The organism is Nonomuraea sp. NPDC048826 (assembly GCF_043198225.1).
In the GTDB taxonomy this organism is placed as follows: domain Bacteria; phylum Actinomycetota; class Actinomycetes; order Streptosporangiales; family Streptosporangiaceae; genus Nonomuraea.
Genome location: NZ_JBICUQ010000005.1, coordinates 537456 through 563205 on the forward strand (window position 1 = coordinate 537456; position 25750 = coordinate 563205).

The 25750-nt window shown below is 72.3% G+C and carries 15 protein-coding genes; 11 read left to right on the forward strand and 4 right to left on the reverse strand.

Annotated elements, in window-relative coordinates; genetic code table 11:
- Positions 1 to 18: 18 nt before the first annotated feature.
- From ACGFI7_RS20870 to ACGFI7_RS20890, 5 genes are read left to right on the forward strand one after another with little or no spacing between them, the layout of a single operon-like run.
- Positions 19 to 6234, forward strand: a complete 6216-nt coding sequence (locus ACGFI7_RS20870) for an amino acid adenylation domain-containing protein (protein WP_393406713.1) — start codon at positions 19 to 21, stop codon at positions 6232 to 6234.
- The gene (locus ACGFI7_RS20875; RefSeq protein ID WP_393406716.1) at positions 6231 to 11681 is read left to right on the forward strand and encodes an amino acid adenylation domain-containing protein; all 5451 of its coding nucleotides are present in this window, start codon (positions 6231 to 6233) and stop codon (positions 11679 to 11681) included. The genes ACGFI7_RS20870 and ACGFI7_RS20875 overlap by 4 nt, the downstream gene beginning before the upstream one ends.
- A 1-nt stretch (position 11682) precedes the next feature.
- The gene (locus ACGFI7_RS20880; RefSeq protein WP_393406719.1) at positions 11683 to 11886 is read left to right on the forward strand and encodes an MbtH family protein; all 204 of its coding nucleotides are present in this window, start codon (positions 11683 to 11685) and stop codon (positions 11884 to 11886) included.
- On the forward strand, positions 11883 to 12137 hold the full coding sequence (locus ACGFI7_RS20885) for an acyl carrier protein (protein ID WP_393406721.1): 255 nt from the start codon (positions 11883 to 11885) through the stop codon (positions 12135 to 12137). The genes ACGFI7_RS20880 and ACGFI7_RS20885 overlap by 4 nt, the downstream gene beginning before the upstream one ends.
- Positions 12134 to 13537 (forward strand): condensation domain-containing protein, encoded by a 1404-nt coding sequence (locus tag ACGFI7_RS20890; RefSeq protein ID WP_393406723.1) that lies wholly within the window; start codon positions 12134 to 12136, stop codon positions 13535 to 13537. Before ACGFI7_RS20885 ends, ACGFI7_RS20890 begins: the two co-directional genes overlap by 4 nt.
- Before the next feature lie 12 nt (positions 13538 to 13549).
- On the opposite strand, the gene ACGFI7_RS20895 is transcribed toward ACGFI7_RS20890, so the two are convergent.
- On the reverse strand, positions 13550 to 14419 hold the full coding sequence (locus ACGFI7_RS20895; RefSeq protein WP_393406725.1) for an alpha/beta fold hydrolase: 870 nt from the start codon (positions 14417 to 14419) through the stop codon (positions 13550 to 13552).
- Between the two features lie 289 nt (positions 14420 to 14708).
- Between ACGFI7_RS20895 and ACGFI7_RS20900 the strand changes: the two genes are divergently transcribed.
- Entirely contained in the window at positions 14709 to 15632 is a 924-nt protein-coding gene (locus ACGFI7_RS20900; RefSeq protein ID WP_393406727.1) for a ferritin-like protein, read from the forward strand.
- Positions 15633 to 15642: 10 nt separating this feature from the next.
- Here the strand turns inward: ACGFI7_RS20900 and ACGFI7_RS20905 are convergent, their stop codons facing one another.
- The 3 genes from ACGFI7_RS20905 to ACGFI7_RS20915 all read right to left on the reverse strand — a co-directional run bounded on the left by ACGFI7_RS20905 (position 15643) and on the right by ACGFI7_RS20915 (position 19643).
- The gene (locus tag ACGFI7_RS20905) at positions 15643 to 17214 is read right to left on the reverse strand and encodes a hypothetical protein (RefSeq protein WP_393406729.1); all 1572 of its coding nucleotides are present in this window, start codon (positions 17212 to 17214) and stop codon (positions 15643 to 15645) included.
- A 42-nt stretch (positions 17215 to 17256) separates the two neighbouring features.
- Positions 17257 to 19029, reverse strand: a complete 1773-nt coding sequence (locus ACGFI7_RS20910) for an N-acetylmuramoyl-L-alanine amidase (RefSeq protein WP_393406732.1) — start codon at positions 19027 to 19029, stop codon at positions 17257 to 17259.
- 170 nt (positions 19030 to 19199) lie between these two features.
- Positions 19200 to 19643: a hypothetical protein gene (locus ACGFI7_RS20915; RefSeq protein ID WP_393406735.1), complete on the reverse strand. Its 444-nt coding sequence runs from the start codon at positions 19641 to 19643 to the stop codon at positions 19200 to 19202.
- Positions 19644 to 19871: 228 nt separating this feature from the next.
- On the opposite strand from ACGFI7_RS20915, the gene ACGFI7_RS20920 reads away from it, so the two are divergent.
- The 5 genes from ACGFI7_RS20920 to ACGFI7_RS20940 all read left to right on the forward strand — a co-directional run bounded on the left by ACGFI7_RS20920 (position 19872) and on the right by ACGFI7_RS20940 (position 25749).
- Entirely contained in the window at positions 19872 to 20054 is a 183-nt protein-coding gene (locus tag ACGFI7_RS20920; protein ID WP_393406738.1) for a hypothetical protein, read from the forward strand.
- Positions 20055 to 20322: 268 nt separating this feature from the next.
- Positions 20323 to 21276, forward strand: coding sequence for a D-alanine--D-alanine ligase family protein (locus ACGFI7_RS20925; protein ID WP_393406740.1), 954 nt, complete (start codon positions 20323 to 20325; stop codon positions 21274 to 21276).
- The gene (gene murF / locus ACGFI7_RS20930; protein WP_393406743.1) at positions 21273 to 22673 is read left to right on the forward strand and encodes a UDP-N-acetylmuramoyl-tripeptide--D-alanyl-D-alanine ligase; all 1401 of its coding nucleotides are present in this window, start codon (positions 21273 to 21275) and stop codon (positions 22671 to 22673) included. Before ACGFI7_RS20925 ends, murF begins: the two co-directional genes overlap by 4 nt.
- A 13-nt stretch (positions 22674 to 22686) precedes the next feature.
- Positions 22687 to 23379: an aspartate/glutamate racemase family protein gene (locus tag ACGFI7_RS20935; protein ID WP_393406745.1), complete on the forward strand. Its 693-nt coding sequence runs from the start codon at positions 22687 to 22689 to the stop codon at positions 23377 to 23379.
- A gap of 81 nt (positions 23380 to 23460) precedes the next feature.
- A complete protein-coding gene (locus ACGFI7_RS20940; RefSeq protein ID WP_393406747.1) occupies positions 23461 to 25749 on the forward strand; it encodes a polysaccharide lyase 8 family protein in 2289 nt (762 codons plus the stop codon).
- Position 25750: the final 1 nt, after the last annotated feature.

Below are 25750 nucleotides of genomic sequence, written 5' to 3' on the forward strand. Positions count from 1 at the left end.
AACACAGGAAGAACGCACATGACGCACTGCCAGTGGAGCATTCCGGCCTCGTTCGTCCAGCAGGACATGTGGGTCGGCGCACGCATGGGGGCGGGGCTGACATACCACATGCCGCTCGCCCTGTGGTTCGACGGCGATCTCGACGTGTCCGCGCTGCTCGGCGCGTGCGCCGGGGTGGTCGCCCGGCATCCGGTGCTCGCCACCGCCGTCGCGGAGAGCGGCGACGGGCTCCGGCTGGTCCCCGCCGCCGAGCCGGTCGTGACGCTCGCGGACCTGCCCGATCCTTCGCCCGCCGCCCTCAACCGGCTGATCAGGCAGGAGAGCGCGCGGGAGTTCGACCTGGAGAAGGGGCCTCTGGCGCGGTTCACGCTGGCGCCGGCGGGGCCTGATCGGCACCTGCTGCTGTTCGTCGCCCATCATCTGGTCTTCGACGGCATGTCCAAGGACATCCTGGTACGTGACCTCGCCCGGTTCTACGCGTCAGGCTCGGGCGGTACGGCGGAGCCGCTGCCGTTCGCCTGGCAGGAGCCGGAGCCGGGCGCACTGGCCGCGGCGCGGGAGTTCTGGGCGGGGCGCTGGACGGAGCCGGCCGAGATCGTGCTGCCGAGGCAGCGGCGTACCGGCAGACGGTACGGGCCGGGCGAGCAGATCGACGCCGGGCTCGACCACGAGCTGGGCCGCGCCGCAGAGAAGGTCGCCGGGGCGACCGGCGCGTCGACCTTCGAGGTGCTGCTCGCCGGGGTGCACGCGCTGCTGTTCAGGTACGGCACGGAGAACGTGGCGGTGGCGATCGACGTGACCACGCGCGGCCCTGAGACCCGCGACCACATCGGCCCGTTCGTCAGCGAGCTGCCCGTGCTGTCGCGGCCGGAGGCCGGCCAGGCGTTCCGCGCGTTCGTCCGGGAGCTGCGCGACGAGCTGCGCGCGGTGTACAGGTTCCGTGACGTGCCGCCCGGACGGGTGCTGGCGTCCCGTGGCGCGGCCGTGCCCGTGTCGATCAGTTACCGCAGGCAGGAGGCCGAGCCCGGCTTCCCCGGCCTGAGCGTCGCCGTGGACCGCATGATGTTCGGCGGAGGCGCGCGGAACCCGCTGCACCTGCAGATCCTGGACGGTCCTGACGGGACGGCCCTGTGCGTGCGGTACGACCCGGCGGCCGTGGACCGGGACGTCGCGGCCGGGTTCGCCGACGGTCTGCGCGCCCTGCTGCGGCACGCCGCCGACGATCCCGGCACCCGCCTGGCCGACCTGGACGTCATGCCCGAGGCGGAGTCGCGGCGGACGCTAGTCGAGTGGAACGACACCGAGGTCGCCTATCCCGCCGGGGCGACGCTGCCGGGGCTGCTCGCCGAGCGGGTGCGGGCCCGTCCGGACGCGTGCGCCGTCACGTCCGGGGAGCGCTCGCTCACCTACGCGGAGCTGGACGCGGCGGCCGGGCGGCTGGCCGCCAGGATCCGGCAGGCCGGGGTCGGGCGCGGGGAACTCGTCGCCGTCCACCTGCGGCGGTCCGACCTGCTCCTGGTCTGCCTGCTCGCCGTGCACCGGGCAGGGGCCGCGTACCTGCCGCTGGATCCCGACCACCCCGCGGAACGGCTCGCCATGATCGTGGCGGACGCCCGTCCCGAACTGCTGCTGTCCGAGTCCGCCGTGCCGGACGGGCTGGCCGGGCCCGTGCTCCTGGTGGATCACGGGCTCCTGGCGGACGGGGAACCGGTCGCGGACGCCGAGCCGGTACGACCCGGCGAGACGGCCTACGTGATCTACACCTCGGGGTCGACGGGGCGGCCCAAGGGGGTCGAGGTCGATCACGGCAACCTGGCCAACCTGCTGCTCGCCATGCGCGACAAGCTCGGATCCGGACCGGGTGACACCTGGCTCGCGCTCACCTCGCCCGCGTTCGACATCAGCGCACTGGAGCTGTACCTGCCGCTGGTCGTCGGCGGCCGGGTCGTCGTCGCGCCGCACGGCGCGGTGCGGCAGCCTGAGGCGCTGGCCCGGCTGGTCGCCGAGCAGGGCGTCACGCACGTCCAGGCCACGCCGTCGGTGTGGCGGCTGCTGCTGCCCGGCGGCCTGGCCGGGGTGACCGCGCTGGCCGGGGGAGAGGTGCTGCCGCCCGGGCTCGCGCACGAGCTGCGCGCCCGCTGCGACCGCGTCGTCAACGTGTACGGCCCGACCGAGACCACCATCTGGAGCACGTACGGCGAGCCGGGCGAACCCGGCGAACCGATCACGATCGGCCGTCCCCTCGCCAACACCCGGATCTACCTGCTCGACGCGGCGCTGCGCCCGGTTCCGCCGGGCGTCGTGGGGGAGCTGTGCATCGGCGGGGCCGGGGTGGCGCGGGGCTACCGGGGCAGACCGGCGCGCACGGCCGAGCGTTTCGTCCCTGATCCCTTCGGTCCTCCCGGGGGGCGGCTGTACCGTACCGGCGATCTGGCCCGTTACCGGGCCGACGGCGAGATCGAGTTCCTCGGCCGCCAGGACGGCCAGGTGAAGCTGCTCGGCCATCGGGTCGAGCTCGGCGAGATCGAGACCCGGCTGCTGGAGCACCCCCAGGTCGGCGAGACGGCAGTGATCGTCCGTGACGGGGAGACGGACGATCACCGCCTGATCGCTTACGTCGTGCCCGCGCCGGGCGCGGCCGCCCCCGAGGCCGGAACCCTGGCCGCCCACCTGGCCAGGACCCTGCCCGCCGCCACGGTGCCGAGCGCCTACGTCCTGCTGGACGCCCTCCCGCTGAACCCGATCGGCAAGCTGGACCGCGCCGCACTCCCCGCCCCCGCCCCCACCCCCGCCCCGTCCGCGGGCCCGCGGACGGACGGCGACGTGACGGTGGCCGAGGAGGTGCGGCGGATCTGGTGCGAGGTACTGGAGCTGGAGGAGGTCGGCGCCGACGACGACCTGTTCGACCTCGGCGGGCACTCGCTGACCATCACCCAGATCTCGGCCCGGATCAGGGAGAGCCTCGGCGTGGACGTGTCGCTGGACGCCTTCTTCGACGACCCGACCGTCAACGGGGTCGTCGAGGAGATCGTCCGGCTGCGGGGGGAACGGACCGGTCCCGCGGAGCCGGCGGAGGTACGGGCCCGTCCTGACGGGGTCGACCCGCCGTTGTCGTTCGTCCAGGAACGGCTCTGGTTCCTGCAGAAGTTCGACCTCGGCGACGCCTCGTACAACATGTACCTGGTGCTGCGGCTGCGCGGCGAGCTGGACACCGGCGCGCTGGGGGAGGCGCTGGACGCGGTGGTGGCCAGGCACGAGAGCCTGCGCACGTCGTTCGCCGACGTGGACGGCGAGCCCGTCGCGGTCGTCCATCCGCCCGGTCGCGTGTCCTGCGAACGCCTCGACCTGGAAGGATCGCCCGACGCGGAGGAGCGGGCCAAGCGGCTGGTCGCCGACCGGACGAACGCGCCGTTCGACCTGGCCGAGGCGCCGCCGCTGCGGGTCAGCCTGCTCAGGCTCGGGCCGGGGGACCACGTGCTGTGCTTCGTGCTGCACCACATCATCGCGGACGGGACGTCGCTCGGGATCCTGTTCGACGACCTGTTCGCCCTCTACCTGGCCAGGACGCGGGACGAGGCGGCGGAGCTCGCGCCGCTCCGGGTCCAGTACGGCGACATCGCGCTGTGGCAGCGGGAACGGGACGCGGGCGAGGCCGCCGAGGAGTCGCTGGCCTACTGGCGCGCGCAGCTCGCCGACCCGCCCCTGCTCGACCTGCCCGCCGACCTGCCCGGCGGGGAGCGGCCCGAGGGCGCGTTCCACACCTTCCCGGTGCCCGCGGAGCTGGTGTCCCGGCTGGAGCGGCTGGCGCAGGAGCACAACGCGTCGCTGTTCATGGTGCTGGTCGCCGCCTACCAGGTGCTGCTGGCCCGGCACACGGGACAGGACGACATCCTGGTCGGCACGCCGTGGGCGACCCGGGACCGGATGGAGCTGGAGCCGGTCATCGGATACCTCACCGACACGCTGGTCCTGCGCGGCGACCTCACGGGGGACCCGCTCTTCTCCGACCTGCTCGACGCGACCCGCCGTACCGTGCTCGACGCGCACGCCCACCGGACCGTGCCGTTCGAACGGCTCATCGGCGAGCTGGGCGTGCCACGCGACCTCCATCGCAACCCGCTGCTGGCAACCATGATCATTCTGCACAGCCAGGCGGGAGAGGGCACCCCGCCGGAACGGGTCGGCGACCTCGGGGTGCGGCTGTTCGACGGCGGGTACCGCCAGACGAAGTTCGATCTGTCCCTGGAGACCTGGCGCAACGAGCAGGGGCTGCTGGCGGTGCTCGGCTACGACGCCACCCGGTACCACGCGGCCACCGTGGAGGGGCTGGCCGCGCGGTTCGAGGTGCTTCTCCGGGGCATCGCGGACGCCCCCGGCACCCCGATCTCGCGGTTGCCGATGCTGACGGACGCCGACGCGGCCATGCTGACAACCTCCGGGGCGGTCGTCCCGGACGACGCGGAGACGGTGCCCGCGCTCATCGAGCGGGCCGTCGCCGCGACCCCCGAGGCCACGGCGCTGATGTGGGGCGGCGAGGCGATGAGCTACGCGCGGCTCGACGCCAGGGTGGCGCGGCTCGCGGCGGCCCTGCGGCGGCGCGGCGTCGCGGCCGGGAGCGTGGTCGGCGTCTGCCTGCCGCGGTCGGCCGAGGCCGTCGTCGCGTTGCTGGCCGTGTGGCGGGCCGGCGGCGCGTACCTGCCGCTCGATCCCGACTATCCCGACGAACGGCTCGCCTTCCTGATCAGTGACAGCGGCGCCCGCCTGGTGGTGACCGACGCCGGGCTCGCGCCGAGGTTGCCGTCGGAGACGGTCGTGCTCGTGTCCGCCGACGAGCCCGGGCACGGCGAGCACGGATGGACCGGCGGCCGGAACCCGGACGACCCGGCGTACGTGATCTACACGTCCGGATCGACGGGCCGGCCGAAGGGGGTGCTGGTCGAGCACGGCAGCCTGGCACGGCGGGTGCGCTGGATGCGGGAGGCGTACGGCATCGGACCGGACGACCGGGTCGCGCAGTTCGCGTCGCTCAGCTTCGACGCCCACGCCGAGGAGCTGTACCCGGCGCTGACATCGGGCGCGGGCGTGCTGCTCCTGCCCGACGGCGCCGCGTCGCTGCCGGACGCGCTGCGTACCCCGGCGGGCGGCCAGGTCACCGTGCTGGACCTGCCGACCGCCTACTGGCACCGGCTCACCGAGGCGCTCGACGACGTGACCTGGCCGGAGCCGCTGCGCCTGGTGATCCTCGGCGGCGAACAGGTGCACGCGGCGGCGGTGGCCGGCTGGCGCGACAGGTTCGGTGACCGGGTGCGGCTGGTCAACACGTACGGGCCGACGGAGGCCACCGTCATCGCCACGGCCGCCGACCTCGGCGAGGCGGACACCGTCGGCCGCCCGCCCATCGGCCGGCCGATCGGCGGCACCACGGCGCACGTCCTCGGCCCGTACGGCGAGCCCGTGCCGCCGGGCTTCCCCGGCGAGCTGTGCCTGGGCGGTGCGGGGCTGGCGCGGGGCTACCTGGGACGCCCGGCGCTGACGGCCGACCGGTTCGTCCCCGATCCTTCCGGCCCACCGGGATCGAGGCTCTACCGTACGGGCGACCGCGTGAGACGGCGGCCGGACGGGACCCTGGAGTTCCTCGGCCGGTTCGACGCCCAGGTGAAGGTCCGCGGCTTCCGGGTGGAGCCGGGTGAGGTGGAGACCGCCCTGCTGACCCATCCGGGTGTCCGCCAGGCGGTGGTGACGGCGGACGCCGAACGGCTGGCCGCGTACGTGGTCGGGCCCGCCGGGCCGAACGAGCTGCGTACGCACCTGGCCGCGACCCTGCCGGCCCATCTGGTGCCCACGGCCTGGGTGAGTCTGGCGGCGCTGCCGCTCACGATCACCGGCAAGGTGGACGTGGCGGCCCTGCCCGCGCCGGGGCCGGGACCCGTCGCGGAGTTCGTGCCGCCGCGCACGGACGCCGAGGTGCTCGTGGCCGGGATCTGGGGTGAGCTGCTGGGCGTCGAGGCGGTCGGCGCACACGACGACTTCTTCGCCCTGGGCGGGCATTCCCTGCTGGCGACCCGGGTCGCGGCCCTGCTGCGTAACGCGCTCGACACGGAGGTGCCGATTCGCACGGTGTTCGACCGGCCGACCGTCGCCGGGCTCGCGACCGCGGTCGAGCGGTTGGTGATCGAGCAGCTCTCCGCGCTCACCGACGCCGAGGTGAACGATCTGCTGGAGGTGGGGGAGTGACCGGCCCGGACGAGTTGTCGGCGGCCAAGCAGGCGTTGCTGGCGCAACGGCTGCGGCGCGGGGCGGCGGCGGTGCAACGCCGGACCATCCCCGCGCGCGCCGCCGGTGAGGCCCCGCCGCTGTCGCACGCGCAGGAGCGGCTCTGGTTCCTGGAGCAGTTCACGCCGGGCACCACCCAGCTCACCATCCCGATCAGGTTGCGGCTGCGCGGGCCGCTGGACGCCGGCGCCCTGGCCGACGCGCTCGACGCCGTCGTGGCCGGGCACGACGCGCTGCGCATGCGCTTCCCCGACACCGGGGACGGCCGGCCGCGCGTGGTACTCGCCGACGACGCCACGCTCCCGCTGACCGTGCGCGACGCGCCTGACGAGGCCGCCGCGAAGGCGCTGGTCGAGCGGTTCCTGGCGGTGCCGTTCGACCTGGCGGCGGGCCCGGTGGCGCGGGCGCTGCTGGTGCGGCTGGCCGACGACGATCACGTCCTGGTGGTCGCCGTGCACCACATCGCCGCCGACGGCTGGTCGGCCGACGTGCTGATGCGCGAGGTCTTCACCCGCTACGACGGCCGCACGCCGCCCGCCCCGCAGGTGGGGTACGGCGACTACGCGGCCTGGCAGCGCGGCCTGGCCCCTTCCCGGCGCGACCTGGACTACTGGCGGGACATGCTGGCCGGCCTGGAACCGCTGGACCTGCCGACCGACCGGCCCCGCCCGCCGGAACGCACCTACACCGGCGCCGCCCACCCGTTCCCCCTCAGCCCCGAGGCGGCCGCCGGGCTGGCCCGGCTCGGGCGCGAGCACCGGGCCACCCCGTACATGATCATGCTGGCCGGGCTCGCCGCGCTGCTCGGCCGGTACGCGGGCGTCGAGGACGTCGCCGTGGGATCGCCGGTGGCCGGCCGCCAGGTTCCCGAGCTGGACGGCGTGATCGGCTGCTTCGTCAACATGCTGACCATGCGGGTGGACCTGACGGGCGACCCGACCTTCGCCGAGCTGCTCGACCGGGTGCGGAACGTCGTCCTGGACGCCTTCGCCCACCAGGACCTGCCGTTCGAGCAGCTCGTCTCGGAGCTGGACCTGCCGCGCGACGTGTCCAGGTCGCCGCTGTTCGGCGTCATGTTCGCGATGCAGAACTACCGCCACGAGGCCATCGACCCGCCCGCCGGGCTGACCGTGGCCGACTTCCCCGTGGACGCCTGGGCGACCCGGTACGACCTGGAGCTGTACGTCGGCGACGACTCCGGCGGGATGTTCGTCTACAACACGGACCTGTTCGAGCCGGACACCGTCGAACGCCTCGCCGGTCACCTGTGCGCGCTGCTGGAACAGGTCGCGGCCGGGCCGGGCACCCGGCTCTCGCGGATCGACCTGCTCGGCGAGGACGAACGCCGCCTGGTCCTGGACGGGTGGAACGACACCGCCGCCGACTATCCGGGCGAGGCCACGCTGCACGGGCCCATCGAGGCCCAGGCGGCGCGCACGCCCGACGCGGTCGCGGTGCGCTTCGAGGGGCGCGCACTGACGTACGGCGAGCTGGACGCGGCGGCGGACCGGATCGCCCGCACGCTGCGCGGCCTCGGGGCGGGCCCCGGCTCTGTGGTCGCGGTGTGCGCCGAGCGGTCGCTGGAGCTGCTGCCCGGCCTGCTCGGCGTGCTCAAGTCGGGCGCGGCGTACCTGCCGATCGACCCCGACTACCCGCCGGACCGGGTGGCGTTCATGCTGGCGGACGCCGCCCCGGCCGTCGTGCTCACCCAGAGCGGGATCCGCCCCGAGCTGCCGCAGACCAGCGCGACCGTCCTCGACCTGGACGATCCGGACGTCTGGACCGGCGCCTCCGGCCCGCTTCCCGACGTGCGGCCCGACGACGTCGCCTACGTCATCTACACCTCCGGCTCCACCGGCCGGCCCAAGGGCGTGCCGAACACGCACGGCGGCATCGCCAACCGGCTCGACTGGATGCAGGAACGGTTCGGGCTGGGGGACGCGGACGTCGTGGCGCAGAAGACGCCGCTGAGCTTCGACGTGTCGGTGTGGGAGCTGTTCTGGCCGCTACGCCGCGGGGCGAGGCTGGTGCTCGCGACGCCGGGCGGCCACAAGGACGCCGCGTACCTGCGCAAGCTGATCACCACCGAAGGCGTGACCACCGCCCATTTCGTCCCGTCGATGCTGGCCGTCTTCCTCGCCGAACACGGCCCGGAGAGCTGCGGTTCGCTGCGGCGGGTGATCTGCTCGGGCGAGGAGCTGCCCGCCGACCTGGCCCGCCGCTGCGTCGCGACGCTCCCCGCCGCCGAACTCCACAACCTGTACGGCCCGACCGAGGCGGCCGTGGACGTGTCCGCCTGGCACTGCCTGCCTGACACCCTCGCCTCGGCGGCCCGCGTCCCGATCGGCACCCCGATCGCCAACACCACCCTGTACGTCCTGGACGCCGCCATGTCGCCGGTGCCGATCGGGGTGCCGGGCGAGCTGTTCATCGGCGGCGCCGGCCTGGCCAGGGGCTACCTGAACCGTCCCGCGCTCACGGCCGAGCGGTTCGTGCCGGACCCCTACGGCCCGCCGGGATCGCGGCTCTACCGCACGGGCGACCTGGTCAGACGCCGCCCCGACGGAGTCCTGGAGTTCCTCGGCCGGCTGGACGCCCAGGTCAAGCTGCGCGGCCTGCGCATCGAGCCCGGCGAGATCGAGGCGGCCCTGCGCGCGCTGCCCGCCGTCGGCGACGCCGCCGTGATCGTCCGCGACGACCGCCTGGTCGCCTACGTCACCCCGGACACCGGCGAGGCCCTGGACGAGGCACTGGACCACGGCGCGCTCCGGGCCGAGCTGAAGAAGACGCTCCCCGACTACATGGTCCCCGCGGCCTACGTCACCCTCGCCGCCCTGCCCCTGAGCCCCAACGGCAAGCTGGACCGCCGCCGGCTCCCCGCTCCCGTCGCCACCAGGGACGCCGCGGTCGAGTTCATCGCCCCCGACACCCCGACGGAACGGGCGCTGGCCGCGATCTGGAGCGACCTGCTGGAGGTCGAGGCGGTCGGCGTCGACGACGACTTCTTCGACCTCGGCGGCCACTCCCTGCTCGCGACCCAGGTGGTGGCCCGGCTGCGCCAGCAGGCGGGCGCCGAGGTCAGCGTCATGGACGTGTTCAAGCACCGCACCATCCGCGAGCTGGCCGCGCTCGCCGACACCCCGGCGGACCGGCGCGGCCCCCGCTCGCTGCTGCACCGGCTGACCGCCGTCCGCAGCATGAGCCCGGTCCTGAGCTACGTGTGCGTCCCGTACGGCGGCGGCAGCGCGGTCGTCTACCAGCCGCTCGCGGACGCCCTGCCGGACGGGCACGCGCTGTGGTCGGTGGCGATCCCCGGTCACGACGTGGGCGTCGACGAGGACAGGCTGCCGTTCGACGAGCTCGCGGAGGGATGCGTACGCGAGATCCTGGAGAAGGTCGACGGCCCGATCGCGCTGTACGGCCACTGCGGCGTCGGCTCGGCCCTGACCGTGGAGATCGCCCGCCGGCTGGAGGCCGCGGGACGGGACCTCGAAGGCGTCTACATCGGCGGCATCTTCCCGTTCGCCCGCCCGCGCGGCCGCGTGACGGCGCGGATCGCCAGGATCGCCGAGGCCGAGCGGCTCCGCAGCGACCAGCGCTACGTCAACTGGCTGATCTCGCAGGGCGTGGACATGAGCGACCTCGACCCCGCGCAGGCCCGACGCATCGTGCGGAACATGCGCCGCGACTCGCGGGAGGCCGAGGAGTACTACACCCGCCTGTTCGCGTCGGGCACGCGACGGCTGAGCGCCCCCGTGATCAGCATCGTGGGGACCGAGGACCCGGCGACGGACTACTACCAGGAACGCTTCCGCGAGTGGCACTTCCTGACGTCGGTGTCGGCGGTGGTGGTGCTCGCGGAGGCAGGGCACTTTTTCCTGAAATATCGGGCGCAAGAGCTGGCCGAGATCGTCACCACCCTCCACGGGAACCTGGCGGAACCGGCCCATCCGGAGGAACACGAACCAAGCGGCGACCGCACCTGGTGGCTGCACGACGTGTCCCACTCCGGCACGATGCCCGCCCCCACCGGCCCGCAGCCCGGCATCCCGCGCTTCCTCGCCGTCGCGGTGAGCCAGCTCGTGTCCGTCACGGGGTCGGCGCTGACGGAGTTCGCCGTACCCCTGTGGATCTACACCACGACCGGGTCGGTGGCGCAGTTCGCCCTGATGGCGGTCGTGGGCCTGGTGCCGGGGATGCTGGCCGCGCCGATCGCCGGGGCGATCATCGACAGGACGAGCCGGCGGCGGGTGATGCTGGCGGGGGACGTCGCCGCGTTCGCGATCCAGCTCGCGTTCGGCCTGCTGCTGTGGACCGGCGACATGGCCGTGGAGATGATCTATCCGCTGCTGGGCTGCCTGTCCGTCGCGCTCACGTTCCAGCGGCTCGCGTACTTCTCGGCCGTGCCGCAGCTCGTGCCCAAGCACTATCTCGGGCACGCCGCCGGCATCACCCAGCTCGGCACCGGCACCGCCCAGCTCCTCGTGCCCATCTTCGCCGTCGGCCTGCTGTCGACCATCGGGCTCGGCGGCATCCTCCTCCTCGACATCGCCGGTTACGCGGTCGCCATCGTCGTCCTGCTGCTGGTGCGGTTCCCGGCCACCATGCCCTGGCGGCGCCGCGAGTCGATCAAGGACGAGATCCTGGGCGGGCTGCGGTACTCGCTCGGCCATCGCGGGTTCGTCGCCATGCTGCTGTTCTTCGTCGTGCTGAACGTGTTCCTCGCGCCGCTGCTGCTGATGTTCTCGCCGCTGGTGCTCGCCTTCGCCGGGCTCGCCGACGTCGGCAGGATCTCCTTCCTGGCCGGGGCCGGGACGTTCGCGGGCGCGCTCATCATGATCATCTGGGGCGGCCCGCGCCGCCTGCGCCTGCGCGGGGTGCTGCTGTGCAGCCTCGTGCTGGGCTGCTTCTGCCTGCTCACCGGCCTGCGTGCCGACCTGGCCGTGATCGCCGTCGGCGTGTGCGGCATCACGCTCTGGATCACGCTGATGAACGGCATCTACACCACGATCGTGCAGGTCAAGGTGCCGCAGCGGTTCCACGGCCGGGTGTTCGCGATGAACACGCTCATCGCCTGGTCCACGCTGCCGATCGGGTTCGGGCTGGTCGCCCCCTACGCCGCCTCGGTGCTCGACCCGCTGCTGGTGGACGGCGGTGCGCTGGCCTCCACGGTCGGCGCGGTCATCGGCATCGGACCCGGCCGCGGCATCGGATTCATGTACGTGCTCTTCGGCCTCGTCATCGTGACGATCGCGCTGGTCTCCATGCGGATCCCCGCGCTGGCCCGGTTCGACCGCGAGGTTCCCGACGCCGTCGCCGACGACCTGGTCGGCGTACGAGCCCTGCGGCCCCGGCCTCGGCAGTCCACGCCCCGGCGATCCACGCCTCGGCGATCAGAGGAGGAATGACATGACGGGACGACACCAGGTGGTCGTCAACGACGAGGACCAGTACTCGCTGCTGCCCCTCGACCGGCGGCCCCCCGACGGCTGGCGGGCCACGGGCTTCACGGGCGAGCGGCAGGAATGCCTGGACCACATCGACGAGATCTGGACGGACATGCGGCCCCGCAGCGTACGGCTGCGCCAGGACGCCGAGGGGAGCGCGCGGTGAGCGCCGACCTGGAACGCAAGCTCGCGGACCTGGTGGCCGCCGTGTCCGGCGGCGAGATCAGCGCCGAGGAGGCGCTCGCGGGCGACCACTCGCTGTCGGCGCTGGGCCTGACCTCGCTGGCGTGGATCCGGCTCGTCGACGCGATCGAGGACGCCTTCGGGGTGGACGTCGATCTCGGCGGCGACCTGTCCGCCTTCGAGCGTGTGGACGCCCTCGCCGCCCACGTGTCGGATCTGCTGGACGCCCGATGACCACCCCGGCGACCGTCTCGGCGACCACCCCGCCGACCGCCTCGGTGTCGTTCAGCGGGACGCGGGACGGCGAGGCGCCGTTGACCTGGGGGCAGCGGCTGATGTGGCGGGCCGTCCACCTGATGGGTCCCAGCCAGTCCTTCCTCAACTGCCCGTGGGTGCTGCCGGTCCACGGAAAACGCGATCTCGCGACCGTACTGGACGCGCTGCGCCGGATGCTCGAACGCCACGAGAGCCTGCGCACCACCTTCGCCGACACCCCGCACGGCCCGGTGCAGCGGGTGGCGCGCGGCGGCGAGCTGACCGTGGAGCTGGTGCCGGCAGGCCCGGAAGGGCCGCTGGGCACCGCCGAGCGCGTCGCCGCCGAACTGGGCACCACCATCTTCGCCCACGGCGAGGACCTGCCGCTGCGCTGCGTCATCGTGCTCGCCGACGGCAGGCCGCGGGCCCTGGCGTTCGCCTTCTCGCACCTGGCGGTGGACTTCCAGGCGCTCAGCCTGCTGTCCGCCGAATGGCGGGCGCTCTTGAGAGGCGACGACCTGCCGCCGCCGGAATGGCAGCCGATGGAGCAGGCGGCGCTGGAACGCGAGGAGCCGTTTCCGGCGCGCTCGCGGCGGTCCATCCGCTACTGGCGCTCCGTGCTCGAAACGATCCCCCTCGACGTGTTCGACCATCCGCCGGGGGAGCCGGAGGAGCCGCGGTTCATCGAGGTCGGCATGGAGTCGGTGGCGCTCGCGGCGGCGGCCGTGCGACTGGCCGAACGGCTCACGATCAGCACCACGAGCGTGGTCATCGCCGCCTGCGCCACCGTCCTGGCCGCCGCGAGCGGACGGCGGCAGGCGGTCATGCAGCTCGTCCACAGCAACCGGCGCGACCCCCGGACCCGGCCGCTGGTCGCCACCGTGGGCCAGGACGGCCTGCTCGTGCTCGACCTGCCCGGGACCGGCTTCACCGACACCTGCCTGGCCGCGCACCGCAGCGCCCTCATGGCCTACCGCAACGCCCACTACGACCCCTTCGCGATGCAGGCCATGCGCGAGGAGATCGGCCGCGTCCGGGGCAGGGAACCGGACCTGGACGCCTTCTTCAACGACAGACGAGGCGACGGAACCTGGCCCAATCTGCCCCGTGCAACCCCTGACCAGGACCTGACCCCCCTCATGGCACAGACCCGCACCTACGTGACGAACGCCTGGCCCGGGGTCCGCTTCAAGGTGTTCTTCACCCTGGGAACCGCCCCCGACACTGGCCGGCTCAGCCTCATCGTCGACACCGCGTACCTGCCCAGGGAGAAGGCGAGAGCCATGCTGCTCTCCGTCGAGGCCCTGCTGGTCCGCGGCCTGACGGAGGACGTGCCGGGGGCGTCCCGGCCTCACCCGCTGGGGGCGACCGGCCGATGAGCGAGCGGGAAGTCAGCCGGTGGCGTCGAGGACCTCACGCAGCTTGCGGGCGAAGGCCTCGGGCTGGCCGGCGTACCCGTGCTCGCCGCCGAGGAAGCCGCCGTGGTGGCTCGGGAAGACCGTCGCCTCCTGGCCGAGCAGCGCGGCCGTCGCCAGCGAGGTGCGGCCGGTGAAGGTGTCGCCGGTCTCCTCGCCCACGGCGATCACGATCCGCGTCGGCGCCTTGGCCAGCGCGTCGACGTCGGGCCGGTAGCCGCTCACCGCCCAGGACCGGTCGGAGAGCAGGGGGTCGTCCCGGGAGCCGTCATCATCGGCGGGCATCCCGAACGCGGCGGGATCCGGCGCCGGCTGGGCGAAGTAGTCGTCGGTGTACTCGCCCTGCCACGAGGTCATCATCATGAAGGCCGCCATGCCGGCGCCCCAGCCCTTGCTCTCGTACGCGTCCCGGACACCGGCCCGGGCACGCTCGGCGGCCTGGGCGTCGGGGAGCAGCGGCATGAGCGGCGGCTCGTGCGCCACCAGGGTGGTCACGTCATCGGGGTACGCCGCCACGAGGGCGAGCGCCGTCACCGCACCGCCGCTGCTCGCGAACATCTCGACCGGGCCCGCGCCGAGCGCCTCGATGAGGGCGTGCAGGTCGTCGGCCTGGGTGCCGGGCGTGTGGTCGACCCGTCCGTCCTTGCGAGTGCTGCGACCGAGGCCGCGCGGGTCGTAGGTGACCACGGTGCGGTCGGCGAAATGCCCGGCCAGCGTGGTGAAGCCGGCGGCGTCCATGGGCTGGCCGATCATGAGCAGCGGCGGGCGCCCGTCGGCGGACGGAAGCGGACCGTGGACGTCGTAGACGAGATCGACGTCCGGAGTCTCGAGAGTCTGCGTAGCCATGTCGGTGTGGACCCCTTCCGCGGTGAGAACTCATCGGAGCCTACGCCCACCGATCCCGGAATCCCCCCGCGTTGCGCCGGGGTCGACGGCGGCCATGGTCGCTATCCGGCTGCCGTTACTTCGCCGGTTTCCCAGCGGTCCGTCAATGAACGGGTGCTCGCCATTCAGGTTCCGGCAAAACAATGCTGACGTATGAAGGTCGATGACCTGGGGAAATTCCTCCGAAACGGGGGCGGAGAGCTGAAAGCGGTGTGGTGAGATGAAGCGGGTGGCCACGGGGATTCCTCCCATGAAAACCATCAGGGAGTATGTCGAGGCGCGCATTCTCTCGCCGGACGATCTCAAGGGCGCGTTGCAGCTCGCGATGCGGCTCGAGTTCGCGACGATCCCGCCGTACCTGTGCGCGGAGTGGTCGGTCAGGAGCGACCCGGACCGTACCGCGGCTGTCCTGCGGCGGATCGTGGTCCAGGAGATGTACCACTTCGCGCTGGCGGGGAACCTGCTGACGGCGGTGGGGGGCACGCCGTCGGTGGCCCACGCGGATTTCCTGCCCGTCTACCCGGCGGACGAGCTGCCCGGCGGCATCCCGCAACAGCTGCCCGTCGACCTCAGGCCGCTGGTCAAGGACCAGATCGCGGTGTTCATGCAGATCGAGTACCCGGACTTTCCTCCGGTCGCCCGGATGGAGGCGCCGCCGGCGACCATCGGCGCCTTCTACGACGCCATCATCGAGACGTTCCGGACGAGCGATCCGGAGATCGATCCGGACGCGCTCGCGGTGGACGTGCCGCACGCGTCGCCGATCCGGACGGTCGCCGACGCGATCGAGACGATCGAGCGGATCAAGAGCGAAGGGGAGGGCGTGCCCGGTTCACCTGCGTCACCCACCGGCGGAGCGACGAGCCACGCGCACTACTACCTGTTCAAGGAGCTGTACGTGCAGAAGCGGCTGATCAAGGTCGGTGACGCGTGGGAGTACAGCGGCGCGCCCATCAGGCTGCCCGAGGTGCACCCCTTCGAGCCTTCGACGGCGGAGCCGGACCTGTCGCTGGAGTTCCGGCGCACGCTCACCGAGCTGATGGTCAATCTGGAGTCCTGCTGGACGACGCCGGGCGCCGCGCCGGACGTGTCGGCGATGTTCGGGCTGAAGGCCACGGGCCAGGACCTGATCAGACGCGGCGTCCGCCCGGACTTCACCTGGGCGGACGCGTAGCGACAGCGGTTCAGAGGGCCTTCTGGCCGGCGGACGCGTCGATCCACCGCAGGAAGCTCATGGCGTTGAGCGGCGGCTGCCGCAGGCGGCGCTCAAGCGCGTCCGCTGCCGGCCCCTCCGCCGTCCTCGGCTCCTGGGCCCCTTGCACGATCTTGAGGACCTTCAGCATGACGGCGACGGCCTGCTCGTCCCCGTGTTCGTGCTCACCGTGGTGGTGATGCCCGCCCTCCGGCCAGTCGAAGGGCTCGGTCACGGCGACCCACTTGCCGGCTTCGAACCAGGGCACGCCCTTGTGGTCGGTGCGCTCGATCTCGCCGGGCGCCACGGCTTCGTGGGCCTCGAACCAGTCCTCGATCCGGTCGTCCACCCATCCGTGCAGACGCCAGAACAACGGGTTGACGTGGGACGAGTAGAAGTCCCCGAGATAGTCGTAGGCCGGGTCGTCCCATTTCTCGTCGAAGTCGAAGTCGCCCCGCAGCGCGACCTTGCCCTGCGCGTCCCGCGGAATGGCCGCCCAGCGCATGTGCATCTGGTTGTGGATGGTGAATTCCAGGAGGTTGCCCAAGGCCCCCAGAGACAGGCGGGACAGCTCGATCGGTGAGGTGAAGGTGCGTTCCAGCGCCCGCATCGTGAAGTGGAGATAGTCCGGAGACTTCAGCAGCTTCATCGTCGGCCGGCTCGCTTCGGGGAAGGTGGCCAGCAGTGCCGCGTCGGCGGGCGGGACCATGGATCCGGAACGGGCGGCGTCGTACCGCATGACCTGCTGACCGGGGTGGCCGGGATCGTCTTTCGGTACGTACACGTACTGCGGCAGGTCGGCCCCGGGAATCTGCCCCCATCCGCGGATGGCGGGGGCGCCGGAGCTCTGGTAGACCTCGTTCACCATCTGGATCATCCGCCGGTGCATGAACAGGAAGTCCTCGCCGGCGCCGTTGGTCAGGTTGAGTCCCTTGTCGTTGAACGGCGGGCGTTCGATCCCCCAGCCGAGTTCGGTGATCTCCTTGCGGTCGGTGTCGCTGAGCGGATTCCGCCAGACCGACCGGAGAAGATGCCACGTGGTGTGCCGCAGCCGGTGGACCCGGGTGGACAGCATCGCGAGCGCCTCCGGCAGCATCGCCACCCCCGGCAGTTCGCGGGGGGCGGGGAAATCGCGTTTGACCGCGACGAAGCTGGCCGTGACGCCCGCCCTGGCCACCTGCGTGCCGCTGCCGTGGTCCTTGGCGCGCAGAACGGTGCCGGTGAGCGAGAGGCGCTGATTGACCCCCGCCTCCCAGGCGTGCCCGACCGCTCCCTCGTACTCGTAGTGGAAGTCCGCGATGCCGGTCTGCGGGCGTCCCTTGCCGGACAGCCTGAACCGCAGCGTCGACCAGTCCAGGATCTCTCCCGCGATGTCCATGAAGTCCTTGCGGTCCACGCCGGGCGCGGACGGGAAGGACAGCGTTCCGGTGATCGTCCTGTCCTGCCGTACCGACAGGTAGAGCTCGGCCTCCCCGAACCGCAGCTCGTTGAAGTCGGCGACCGGCCCCGGGTGGTTCAGGAGACTTCTGTAGACGTAATAGCCGGTGAGGTTCTCAGCTTGCATGACAGCCCCTTCGTCGATGAACGTCTCGCCGCTGGGGGAGCGTCACGTCTCGGTCACCACGACGTCCTTGCTCCTGACGAACATGACGCGGTGGCCGAACTGGATCTGGTGGTATTTCTCGGTGCCGCGGACCACGCGATGCAGCGTGGTGTCGAAGGTCGTCGCCTTGTAGTACTCGCCGGTCGTGGTCAGGCCGACCGTGTACGACTGACCGGCGGGGAGGGTGTACTGCAGCGGGACCAGCGGCTGCACCTCCACGTCCGACGGGTAGGCCGCGGGCTCCGGGCACGGGCGGCCGTAGACGGGCACCGACTCCAGGCCGGCCCGGGGGGTGGCGATCCGGGTGCGGCTGGGCACGGCCACGGGGTCGGACACCGGGTTGTGGAACCACGCGAGCTGGCCGAGATACCAGATGGCCGTCCAGTCGCCCCGCCGCTCCGCGACGACGTAGCGCTGGCCGGTGCTCACGCGGGCGGCGTGATCGTACACGCTGTAGGTGGACGCGTCCGTCGGGTGCTTGCCGACGTCCTTGACCAGGGGCGACTCCCCGCGCGGCTCGGTGTGCAGCCAGATCGAGGCCGACCCGTGCGACGGGCAGGTGGCGTCGGGGTGATCCTTGTCGCAGCCGGTGTAGTGCGGCCGGTTGCGGTCGTAGTCGGGCAGGATCATGACCGAGGCCGTGCCGCTGTCGCCGTCGGCGCGCAGGGGAGCGCCCATCAGGTCGAAGAAGTGCGCCCAGTCCCAGTACGGGCCGGGGTCCTCGTGCATCGTCCGCAGCTTCTCCGGCACGAGCGCGGGCACGTTGTCATGGCCGAGGATGTGGGCGCGGTCCAGCGGGATGCCGAACCTGTCGGCGAGGAAACGCACCAGCTTGGCGGACGTGCGGTACATCGCCTCGGTGTACCAGGTGCCGCCGGCGGCGAGGAAGCCCTCGTGCTCCAGGCCGATGCCCTTGCTGTTGACGTACGTGTTGCGGGCGTGCCAGGCCATGTCCTTGACGCGGATGTGCTGGGCGAGGTGGCCGTCGTGCGAGCGCAGCGTGTAGTGCCAGCTCGCCGCGTACGCCGGGTCCTGGATGAGGCCGACCGTCTTGTCGTACAGCTCCTCGGTGTTGTGGATGACGATGTAGTGCAGGGTCTGGCTGGTGGGGCGGTCGGCGATGTCGAAGTTGCCGTACGTGTCCTCCGGCAGTCTCCTGTAGAGCGCCGGGACCCACTCGCCGGCCATCCCGGCGGGGCATTCCACGAGGCCGGTGCCGGGCAGGTGGGGCAGATCCAGGCCGGTCAGCCAGGAGCGGGACGGCCGTACCCCGGGAGCGGGCGGCAATGTGATCTCCGCACCGGTGTCGGTCGTGCGGGTGACGCCCTCGCGGATGACCTCGTACACCTCGTCGGCGAAGTTCGCGGCGATCTCCTCGGCCGCGGCGCCTGCGTACCGCGCCACCGCGCCGTACCAGTCGGCGGGGTCCGCGCTCGCCGGGGCGCCCAGGGCGCGCTGGTAGTCGGCCAGCAGCGCCGCGCCGCCGTCGATGTTGGTGGCCGGGTCCTCGCGCAGGCGCTGGAGGCTCTCCCCGGTCAGCTCCGCGGCCCGCTCCAGGGTGTGCCGGGATGCGGGCGAGCCGTCGGGGTGATCGTGCCGCGACTCGCCCGGCACGGCTCCGTCGGTGAGGTGCATGGGGCCGAAACCGGCCGCGGTGCTGGGCCTGCCGCCGTTGCAGTCCCAGCGCGACTCCAGGTAGGAGACGGCGAGCAGCACGCTCTCCGGTACGCCGTGTCTCCTCGCGGCCCGCGCGAACGCTTGCGGCATCGTGGTCATCACAACCACCTCCACCTGCACTGTCGCACGGACGCCCGCGACGGCCGGAAGTGAGATGGCAGGATTTTCCGGTTTCGTGTGGGAACACGAAGAGGTTCTTCACGGGTGCCTGGCCAGGCGCAGGGAACGGCCCGGTCCGTCGACCGGGCCGCCCTGTTCGACGCCGACGATCACCAGCCGAACGGTCCCGCGGGCTTCTGCCACGGCAGTTCGATCACCCAGCTGCCCTGCGGGTTGTCGTGTCGCGTCCACCCCCGGCCCCATTTACGGACCTGGTAGCCGATGCGGTGCTCGAAGCAGGCAGGATTGTTCGCGCCGTTCTCGTCGTAGTAGGCGATCACGTCCGGCGGGCCCGCGCCTTCCGGGTCGACGACGATGGCCGGGCTGTAGGGGTCACCCCACAGATCGCAGATGATGAAATGATTCCGGTTCGGCCCTTCGTTGCACCACGTGACTTTTCCGGTCACCCGGTTGTCGGAGTTTCGCAGATTCATCCAGCCGGTGCAGGTCGCGTTGGCCGAGATCTCGCCCTGCGGGGATTCGTAGGTATGCTCCGGAGGCCCGGGCGAGCTGTGCGCGGCCGCGGGCGCGATCGACACGCCCAGCAGGACCATCAGGGGAAGTACGAGGGCGCTGAAGATGCGCCGCCTGGCCGTGGATTTCGATGATCTGGTCAATCCTCTTCCGTCCTTTTGATGTGACGTGATGGATATCGTCAGCATCTTCAGCGGCGGAGACCACAGCCAGGACGCGCTCCGGCCATTCGCCGGACAGGGCGCCAGGCACGGTGTCGAGCCCGGCCGTTGGGCGGGCGTAATATGGCGCGACCCTGAGGCACGGAGGTGGCTGTGGTGAAGGCGGCGGCAGCTGCCGGGAGGAATCTCCTAATGTGCCTTTCGGTGGCGCCGCTGAGCCGCCTGGAAACGTACCATTTCGCAGAGAATCCCGAGGCCGCGAAAGCGCTCGAAGAGCATGTGGCGGGGGTCAATTTCTATCTGTACCTGGAATTGAGCAAGCTTAAATAGATTCTTCTCCGTGCCACACGCCCAGCTTTTCACTGCCCCGGACGGGGGCGCGAGGAGGGCGGCGGACAGGACGACAGCGGGAGAGATGGTGCGCATGCGTGAGAATAACATGCGTATTAGGTAGGAAAAGTCGCATTCGAGGTCGTGACGCGTTCATGACATGGCGCTGACGAGCCGAGGTCACGGCCGCCCGACAGTGGTGGAGGTCCGCCCGTTCCGGGCGACGGGTCCGGGTTGTCCCCATGCCACCGAGGAAGGCTGATCGACTGTGACTGACCGCTTGCGGGTGGCCGTGCTGGCGGGCGGGCCGTCCGCCGAGCACGAGGTGTCGCTGCAGTCGGCGCGGGCGGTGCTCGACGCCCTGCCGAGAGATCTGTACGACCCCGTCCCCGTCATCATCGACCGTCAGGGCAGATGGCCGACGGAGGTGCGAGGCCAGGCGGACGTGGTCTTCCCCGTGCTGCACGGGCCGTTCGGCGAGGACGGCGTCGTCCAGGGGCATCTGGAGGCGCTGGGTCTGCCGTACGTAGGGTGCGGCGTGCTCGCGTCGGCCGTGGCGATGGACAAGGTCGCCATGCGGCGCGCCTTCATGGCGGAGGACATCCCGGTCACCCGGCACGTCTGGTTCACCGCGCACGAATGGCGCACCTGCGGCGACCACGAGTCCCTGGTGAAGTCGCTCGACTGGCCGATGTACGTCAAACCGGCCAACATGGGCTCCTCCATCGGCGTCTCCCGGGTCACCTCGATGGGGGAGCTGCGCGCGGGGGTGGAGCTGGCGCTGGTGCACGACAGGGTGGTGGTCGTCGAGCAGGGCGTGTCCGCGCGCGAGCTCATCTGCGGCGTGCTCGGCGGCCACGACTTCCCGGGAGCCTCGGTGCCCGGCGAGCTCATCGTGCCCGGGGAGTGGCTCGACTACGAGGCCAAGTACCTCAGCCAGGCCGAGATCGCCACCATCCCCGCCGTGCTGCCGGAGCGGGTCGCCGCGGACGTGCGGGAACTGTCCCTGCGCGCCTTCCGGGCGATCGGCGGCTACGGCCTGGCCCGGGTCGACTTCTTCTACGAGGAGCGCACCGGACGCCTGTACGTCGGGGAGATCAACACCATGCCGGGCTTCACCGCACGTTCGGTCTACGCGCGGGCCTGGGAGGCGAGCGGCGTCCCCTACCCGGAGCTGCTGTGCCGCCTCATCGACCTGGCGCTCGCCAGGAGCGGCTCGTGATCCCCATGACGCTGCGGGAGATCGCCCGCCTCGTCGGCGCCCGTCTGCACGACGCGCCCGAGCCCGAGACGGCGGTGACGGCGCCCTCGGCGGTCGACTCCCGCGAGGTCGTGCCCGGCGGCCTGTTCGCCGCGACGGCCGGCGCCAACGTCGACGGCCACGACTACGCGGCGAGCGCGGTCGCGGGCGGCGCCGTCGCCGTGCTGGCCGCGCGGCCCGTCGGCGTGCCCGCGCTCGTGGTCGAGGACGTCCAGGCCGCGCTCGGCCAGTTGGCCCGCCACGTGCTCGGACGTATCAGCCCGACCGTGATCGGCCTGACCGGCTCCGTGGGCAAGACCACGACCAAGGACCTGCTGGCCCAGACGCTCGAACGGCACGACGTGACGGTCGCCACCGACAGGTCGTTCAACAACGAGCTCGGCCTGCCGCTCACCGTGCTGCGCGCCGACGCCGCCACCCGCTATCTGGTGCTGGAGATGGGCGCCGGCAGGAAGGGCGACCTGACGTACCTGACCGGGCTGGCGCCGCCCAGGATCGGGCTGGTGCTCAACGTCGGCACCGCGCACGTGGAGCGGATGGGGACCGGGCCCGCCGATGTGGCGCAGGTCAAGGGCGAGCTGGTCGAGGCGCTTGCACCGGACGGGTTCGCCGTGCTCAACGCCGACGACCCGTACGTCGCGGGCATGGCGGGCCGCACCCGGGCCGAGATCCTCTGGTACGGGAGAGCGCCGGACGCGCCGGTACGGGCCGAGAACGTGCGGCTGGACGGCCGGGCGCGAGCCGTGTTCGAGCTGGTGACGCCCCTGGGCCGGGCCCCGGTCGAGCTGGGTCTCATCGGCGCGCACCAGGTGGGCAACGCCCTGGCCGCGGCCGCCGTCGCCACCGTGGCCGGGTTCGACGCCGCCGAGATCGCCGCAGGGCTGACCGCCGCCCGCCGCCGTGCCGCGGGCCGGCTGGAGATCGTCGAACGACCTGACGGCGTCACCGTCGTCGACGACGCCTACAACGCCAACCCCGCATCGATGCGGGCCGGGCTGCGGGCGGCGAAGGCGCTGGCCGGCGACCGCCGTACCGTCGCCGTGCTCGGCGCGATGGGGCAGCAGGCGGACGCCTCACGCGATCGGCACGCGGAGGTGGGCAGGCTCGTCGCCGACCTCGGCTTCGACGTGCTGATCGCGGTCGGCGCCGGGGACCCGCGGGCGCTGGCGGAGGCGGCGGAGTCCGCGGACCGGGGCGTGGCGGTCCACACCGCCGAGGACGTCGCCGGGGCGATCACGCTGTCCGCCGCGCTCCTCGAACCTGGAGACGTGGTGTTCGTCAAGGCCTCCAGCGAGATCGGGCTCGGCGCCTGCGCCCGCGCGCTGGCCGAGGCCGGCCGGCCCGCCCCCACGAGTTGACGAACGGAGTTCCATGCGCACGATCGGTCTCATCGGCGGGCTGAGCTGGGAGTCGACGGTGATCTACTACCAGATCGTCAACCAGCGGGTCCGCGAGCGGCTCGGCGGCAGCCACTCGGCGAACAGCCTCATCTGGTCGGTCGACTACACGACCGTCGAGGACCTCATCTTCGCCGGCCGCTGGGACGCGGTGAGCGCGCTGCTGACCAGCGCGGGCGGGCGACTGGAGGCGCTCGGCGCGGAGGTCCTGCTCATCTGCAGCAACACCTTCAGCCGCGTGAGCGACGACGTGGCGCGGGCCGCGAGCGTGCCCGTGCTGCACATCGCCGACGCCGTGGGCGCGGAGGTCCGCTCCCGGGGGATGCGCAAGGTGGGCCTGCTGGGCACCCGCTTCACCATGGAGCAGCCCTTCTACCGTGACCGGCTGGCCGCGCACGGCTTCGAGGTGATCGTCCCGCGCCGTGACCGGAGGGAGCTGGTCCATCGCGTGATCTTCGAGGAGCTGGTGCGCGGCGTGCTCCGCGAGTCGTCCAGGGACGCGTACGCCCGGATCGTCGCCGAACTCGCCGACGACGGCGCCGAAGCCGTCGTCCTCGGCTGCACCGAGATCGAGCTGCTGATCGGCGAGAAGGACACCGCCGTCCCGCTGCTGCCGAGCGCGCGGTTGCACGCGGAGGCGGCCGCCGCCTTCGCGCTGGCCGACTGACACCCCCGCGCGGAGGGGCGTGACGCGACGGTCGACATAGGATCTTTTCGTTGAAAGGTTCCAGATTTTCGAAAGGCCGCCATGACCCACCCCCTCAGCCGGCGCTCCGCCCTGCTGGGTTCCGCGGCCGTGACCGGGCTCGCCCTCTGGGAGCGACCCGCCGAGGCGGTCGGCGGGGCCGCGTTCGACGCCGCGCGGGAGCGGTGGGTGAGCCTGCTGGCGGGCGGGTCGTACGACGCCGCCTACGCCGGCAAGACCCGGGCGATCGAGGGGTCCGCGCACGCGGTGCTGCGCAAGATGCGGCCGTCAGGCGGCCGCCCGAGCCTCTGGCCCGACCTGCCGCTGGACGACCCCCGGACGGGCAACTTCAACCGTTCCTACAACCGCATGCGCACTCTCGCGCTGGGCTGGGCCACCCCGGGCACCGCCATGCACCGGGACGCGCGGGTCGCCGAGACGGCGGTCAGGGCGCTGGACTTCCTGTACGAGCACGCGTACCACGAGAGGCTCGACCCGCGGGGCAGCAACTGGTTCTGGTGGGAGATCGGCGTGCCCCGCTCGCTGACCGACACCTGCGCGCTGCTCTACGACGGCCTGCCCAGGAGCCGCGTCAGGCGCTGGCTGCGCCCGCTGCGCCGCTGGTGCCCCGATCCGGAGCGCCGCGTCAGCCACCCGGGCGTCGTCGAGACCGGCGCCAACCGGGCCGGCAAGGCCATGGCGGTGGCGATGCGCGGGCTGCTCACCCACGACGCCCAGCTCGTCAAACGCGCCAAGGACGCGGTCTCCGACCTGCTGCGGACGACCAGGGGGCCGGGCGACGGCTTCTACCGTGACGGGTCGTTCATCCAGCACGACGTGTACCCCTACACCGGCAGCTACGGCGTGGACTACCTGGAGAGCGTGGCCAAGCTGATCGCCATGCTCGCGGACTCCCCCTGGGAGATCCCCGACATCGGCAACGTCTACGACATCGTGGACCGCTCCTTCATGCCGTTCGTCTTCGACGGGCTGATGATGGACTGCGTGCGCGGCCGGGCCGTCTCGCGTCAGGGCCATCGCGACCACCACGCCGGTCAGAAGACCGTCGAGGCCGTCCTCACCCTGCTGGACTCCGCGCCCGAGCGCCACGCCCGGCGCTGGCGGCCGGTGGTGAAGGGCTGGCTCACCCGCAACCAGGCCGTCCCGTACGACACGCTCGCGCCGCTGGCCGGCGTCGCGAAGGCCAGGGCCCTGCTGGAGGACCCGTCGGTGCCGGTCGGCCCGCGCACGACGGGCACGTACGTCTTCGCCGACATGGACCGGGTCGTGCACCGCCGTCCCGACTGGGCGTTCGCGATCGCGATGAGCTCGAAGCGGATCGGCGCGGCCGAGGCCATGAACCGGGAGAACCTGCACGGCTGGTACACCGGCGACGGCATGACCTACCTCTACACCGACGACCTCACCCACTGGAACGACGACCTGTGGCCCACGATCGACCCGTACCGGCTGCCGGGCACGACGGTCGACACCCGCAGGCGCGCGGACCTCACGCACGACCACCGCCGCCTGCCGCCCACCCCCTGGGCCGGGGGCGTGGCGCTCGACGGCGAGTACGGCGCGGCGGCCATGAAGCTCGTCGCCGGGGGTTCCTCGCTGCGGGCCAAGAAGGCGTGGTTCCTGCTCGACGACGAGGTGATCGCGCTCGGCAGCGGCATCACCGCCTCCGACGGCCGCCGCGTCGAGACCGTGGTCGAGAACCGCAACACGCACGACCGCCACCTGCCGCTGACGCGCAGCGACCACTGGTTCCACCTGTCGGGCGTGGGCGGCTACGTGCTGCTCGACGGCGGGCGGGCGAAGGTGATCCGCGAGGAGCGCACCGGCCGCTGGCGCGACATCGACAGGGGCGCGACCACGGGAGGCGACGGCACCCCCGTCTCCCGGCACTACACCACCCTGGTCATCGACCACGGCGTCGACCCGCGCGGGGCGCGCTACGCCTACGCCGTGCTGCCCGGCGCCTCGCTCGCGCGGACCGCTGACTACGGCGGGCAGGTCGAGATCCTCGCCAACTCGGGAACGGTGCAGGCCATCGCCCGCGGCGACCTGCTCGCCGCGGTCTTCTGGCGCGCGGGGACGGTCAAGACCGCGCACGGGACCCTCGCCGCCGACGGCCCGTGCGCGCTGCTGGCCCGCCGCGACGGCGACCAGGTACGGCTCGCGGTGTCCGACCCGTCCAGGACCGCCGACGAGGTGAGGATCACGCTGCCCTGGGCGGTGAAGTCGGTCAAGGAGAGCGACCGCGGCGTGCGCCGGGCCAAGAAGGCGGTCAAGGTGGAGCTCCAGGGCACCCGCGGGCACACTCGCACCGCCGTGGTCCGCGTCTGAA

Coding starts and splice junctions, on each gene's coding strand:
- ACGFI7_RS20935 (WP_393406745.1), top strand. CDS start 22,687: ATGCGCACGATCGGTCTCATCGGCGGGCTGAGCTGGGAGTCGACGGTG.
- ACGFI7_RS20900 (WP_393406727.1), top strand. CDS start 14,709: ATGAAAACCATCAGGGAGTATGTCGAGGCGCGCATTCTCTCGCCGGAC.
- ACGFI7_RS20870 (WP_393406713.1), top strand. CDS start 19: ATGACGCACTGCCAGTGGAGCATTCCGGCCTCGTTCGTCCAGCAGGAC.
- ACGFI7_RS20905 (WP_393406729.1), bottom strand. CDS start 17,214: ATGCAAGCTGAGAACCTCACCGGCTATTACGTCTACAGAAGTCTCCTG.
- ACGFI7_RS20940 (WP_393406747.1), top strand. CDS start 23,461: ATGACCCACCCCCTCAGCCGGCGCTCCGCCCTGCTGGGTTCCGCGGCC.
- ACGFI7_RS20910 (WP_393406732.1), bottom strand. CDS start 19,029: ATGACCACGATGCCGCAAGCGTTCGCGCGGGCCGCGAGGAGACACGGC.
- ACGFI7_RS20895 (WP_393406725.1), bottom strand. CDS start 14,419: ATGGCTACGCAGACTCTCGAGACTCCGGACGTCGATCTCGTCTACGAC.
- ACGFI7_RS20915 (WP_393406735.1), bottom strand. CDS start 19,643: ATGGTCCTGCTGGGCGTGTCGATCGCGCCCGCGGCCGCGCACAGCTCG.
- ACGFI7_RS20880 (WP_393406719.1), top strand. CDS start 11,683: ATGACGGGACGACACCAGGTGGTCGTCAACGACGAGGACCAGTACTCG.
- ACGFI7_RS20890 (WP_393406723.1), top strand. CDS start 12,134: ATGACCACCCCGGCGACCGTCTCGGCGACCACCCCGCCGACCGCCTCG.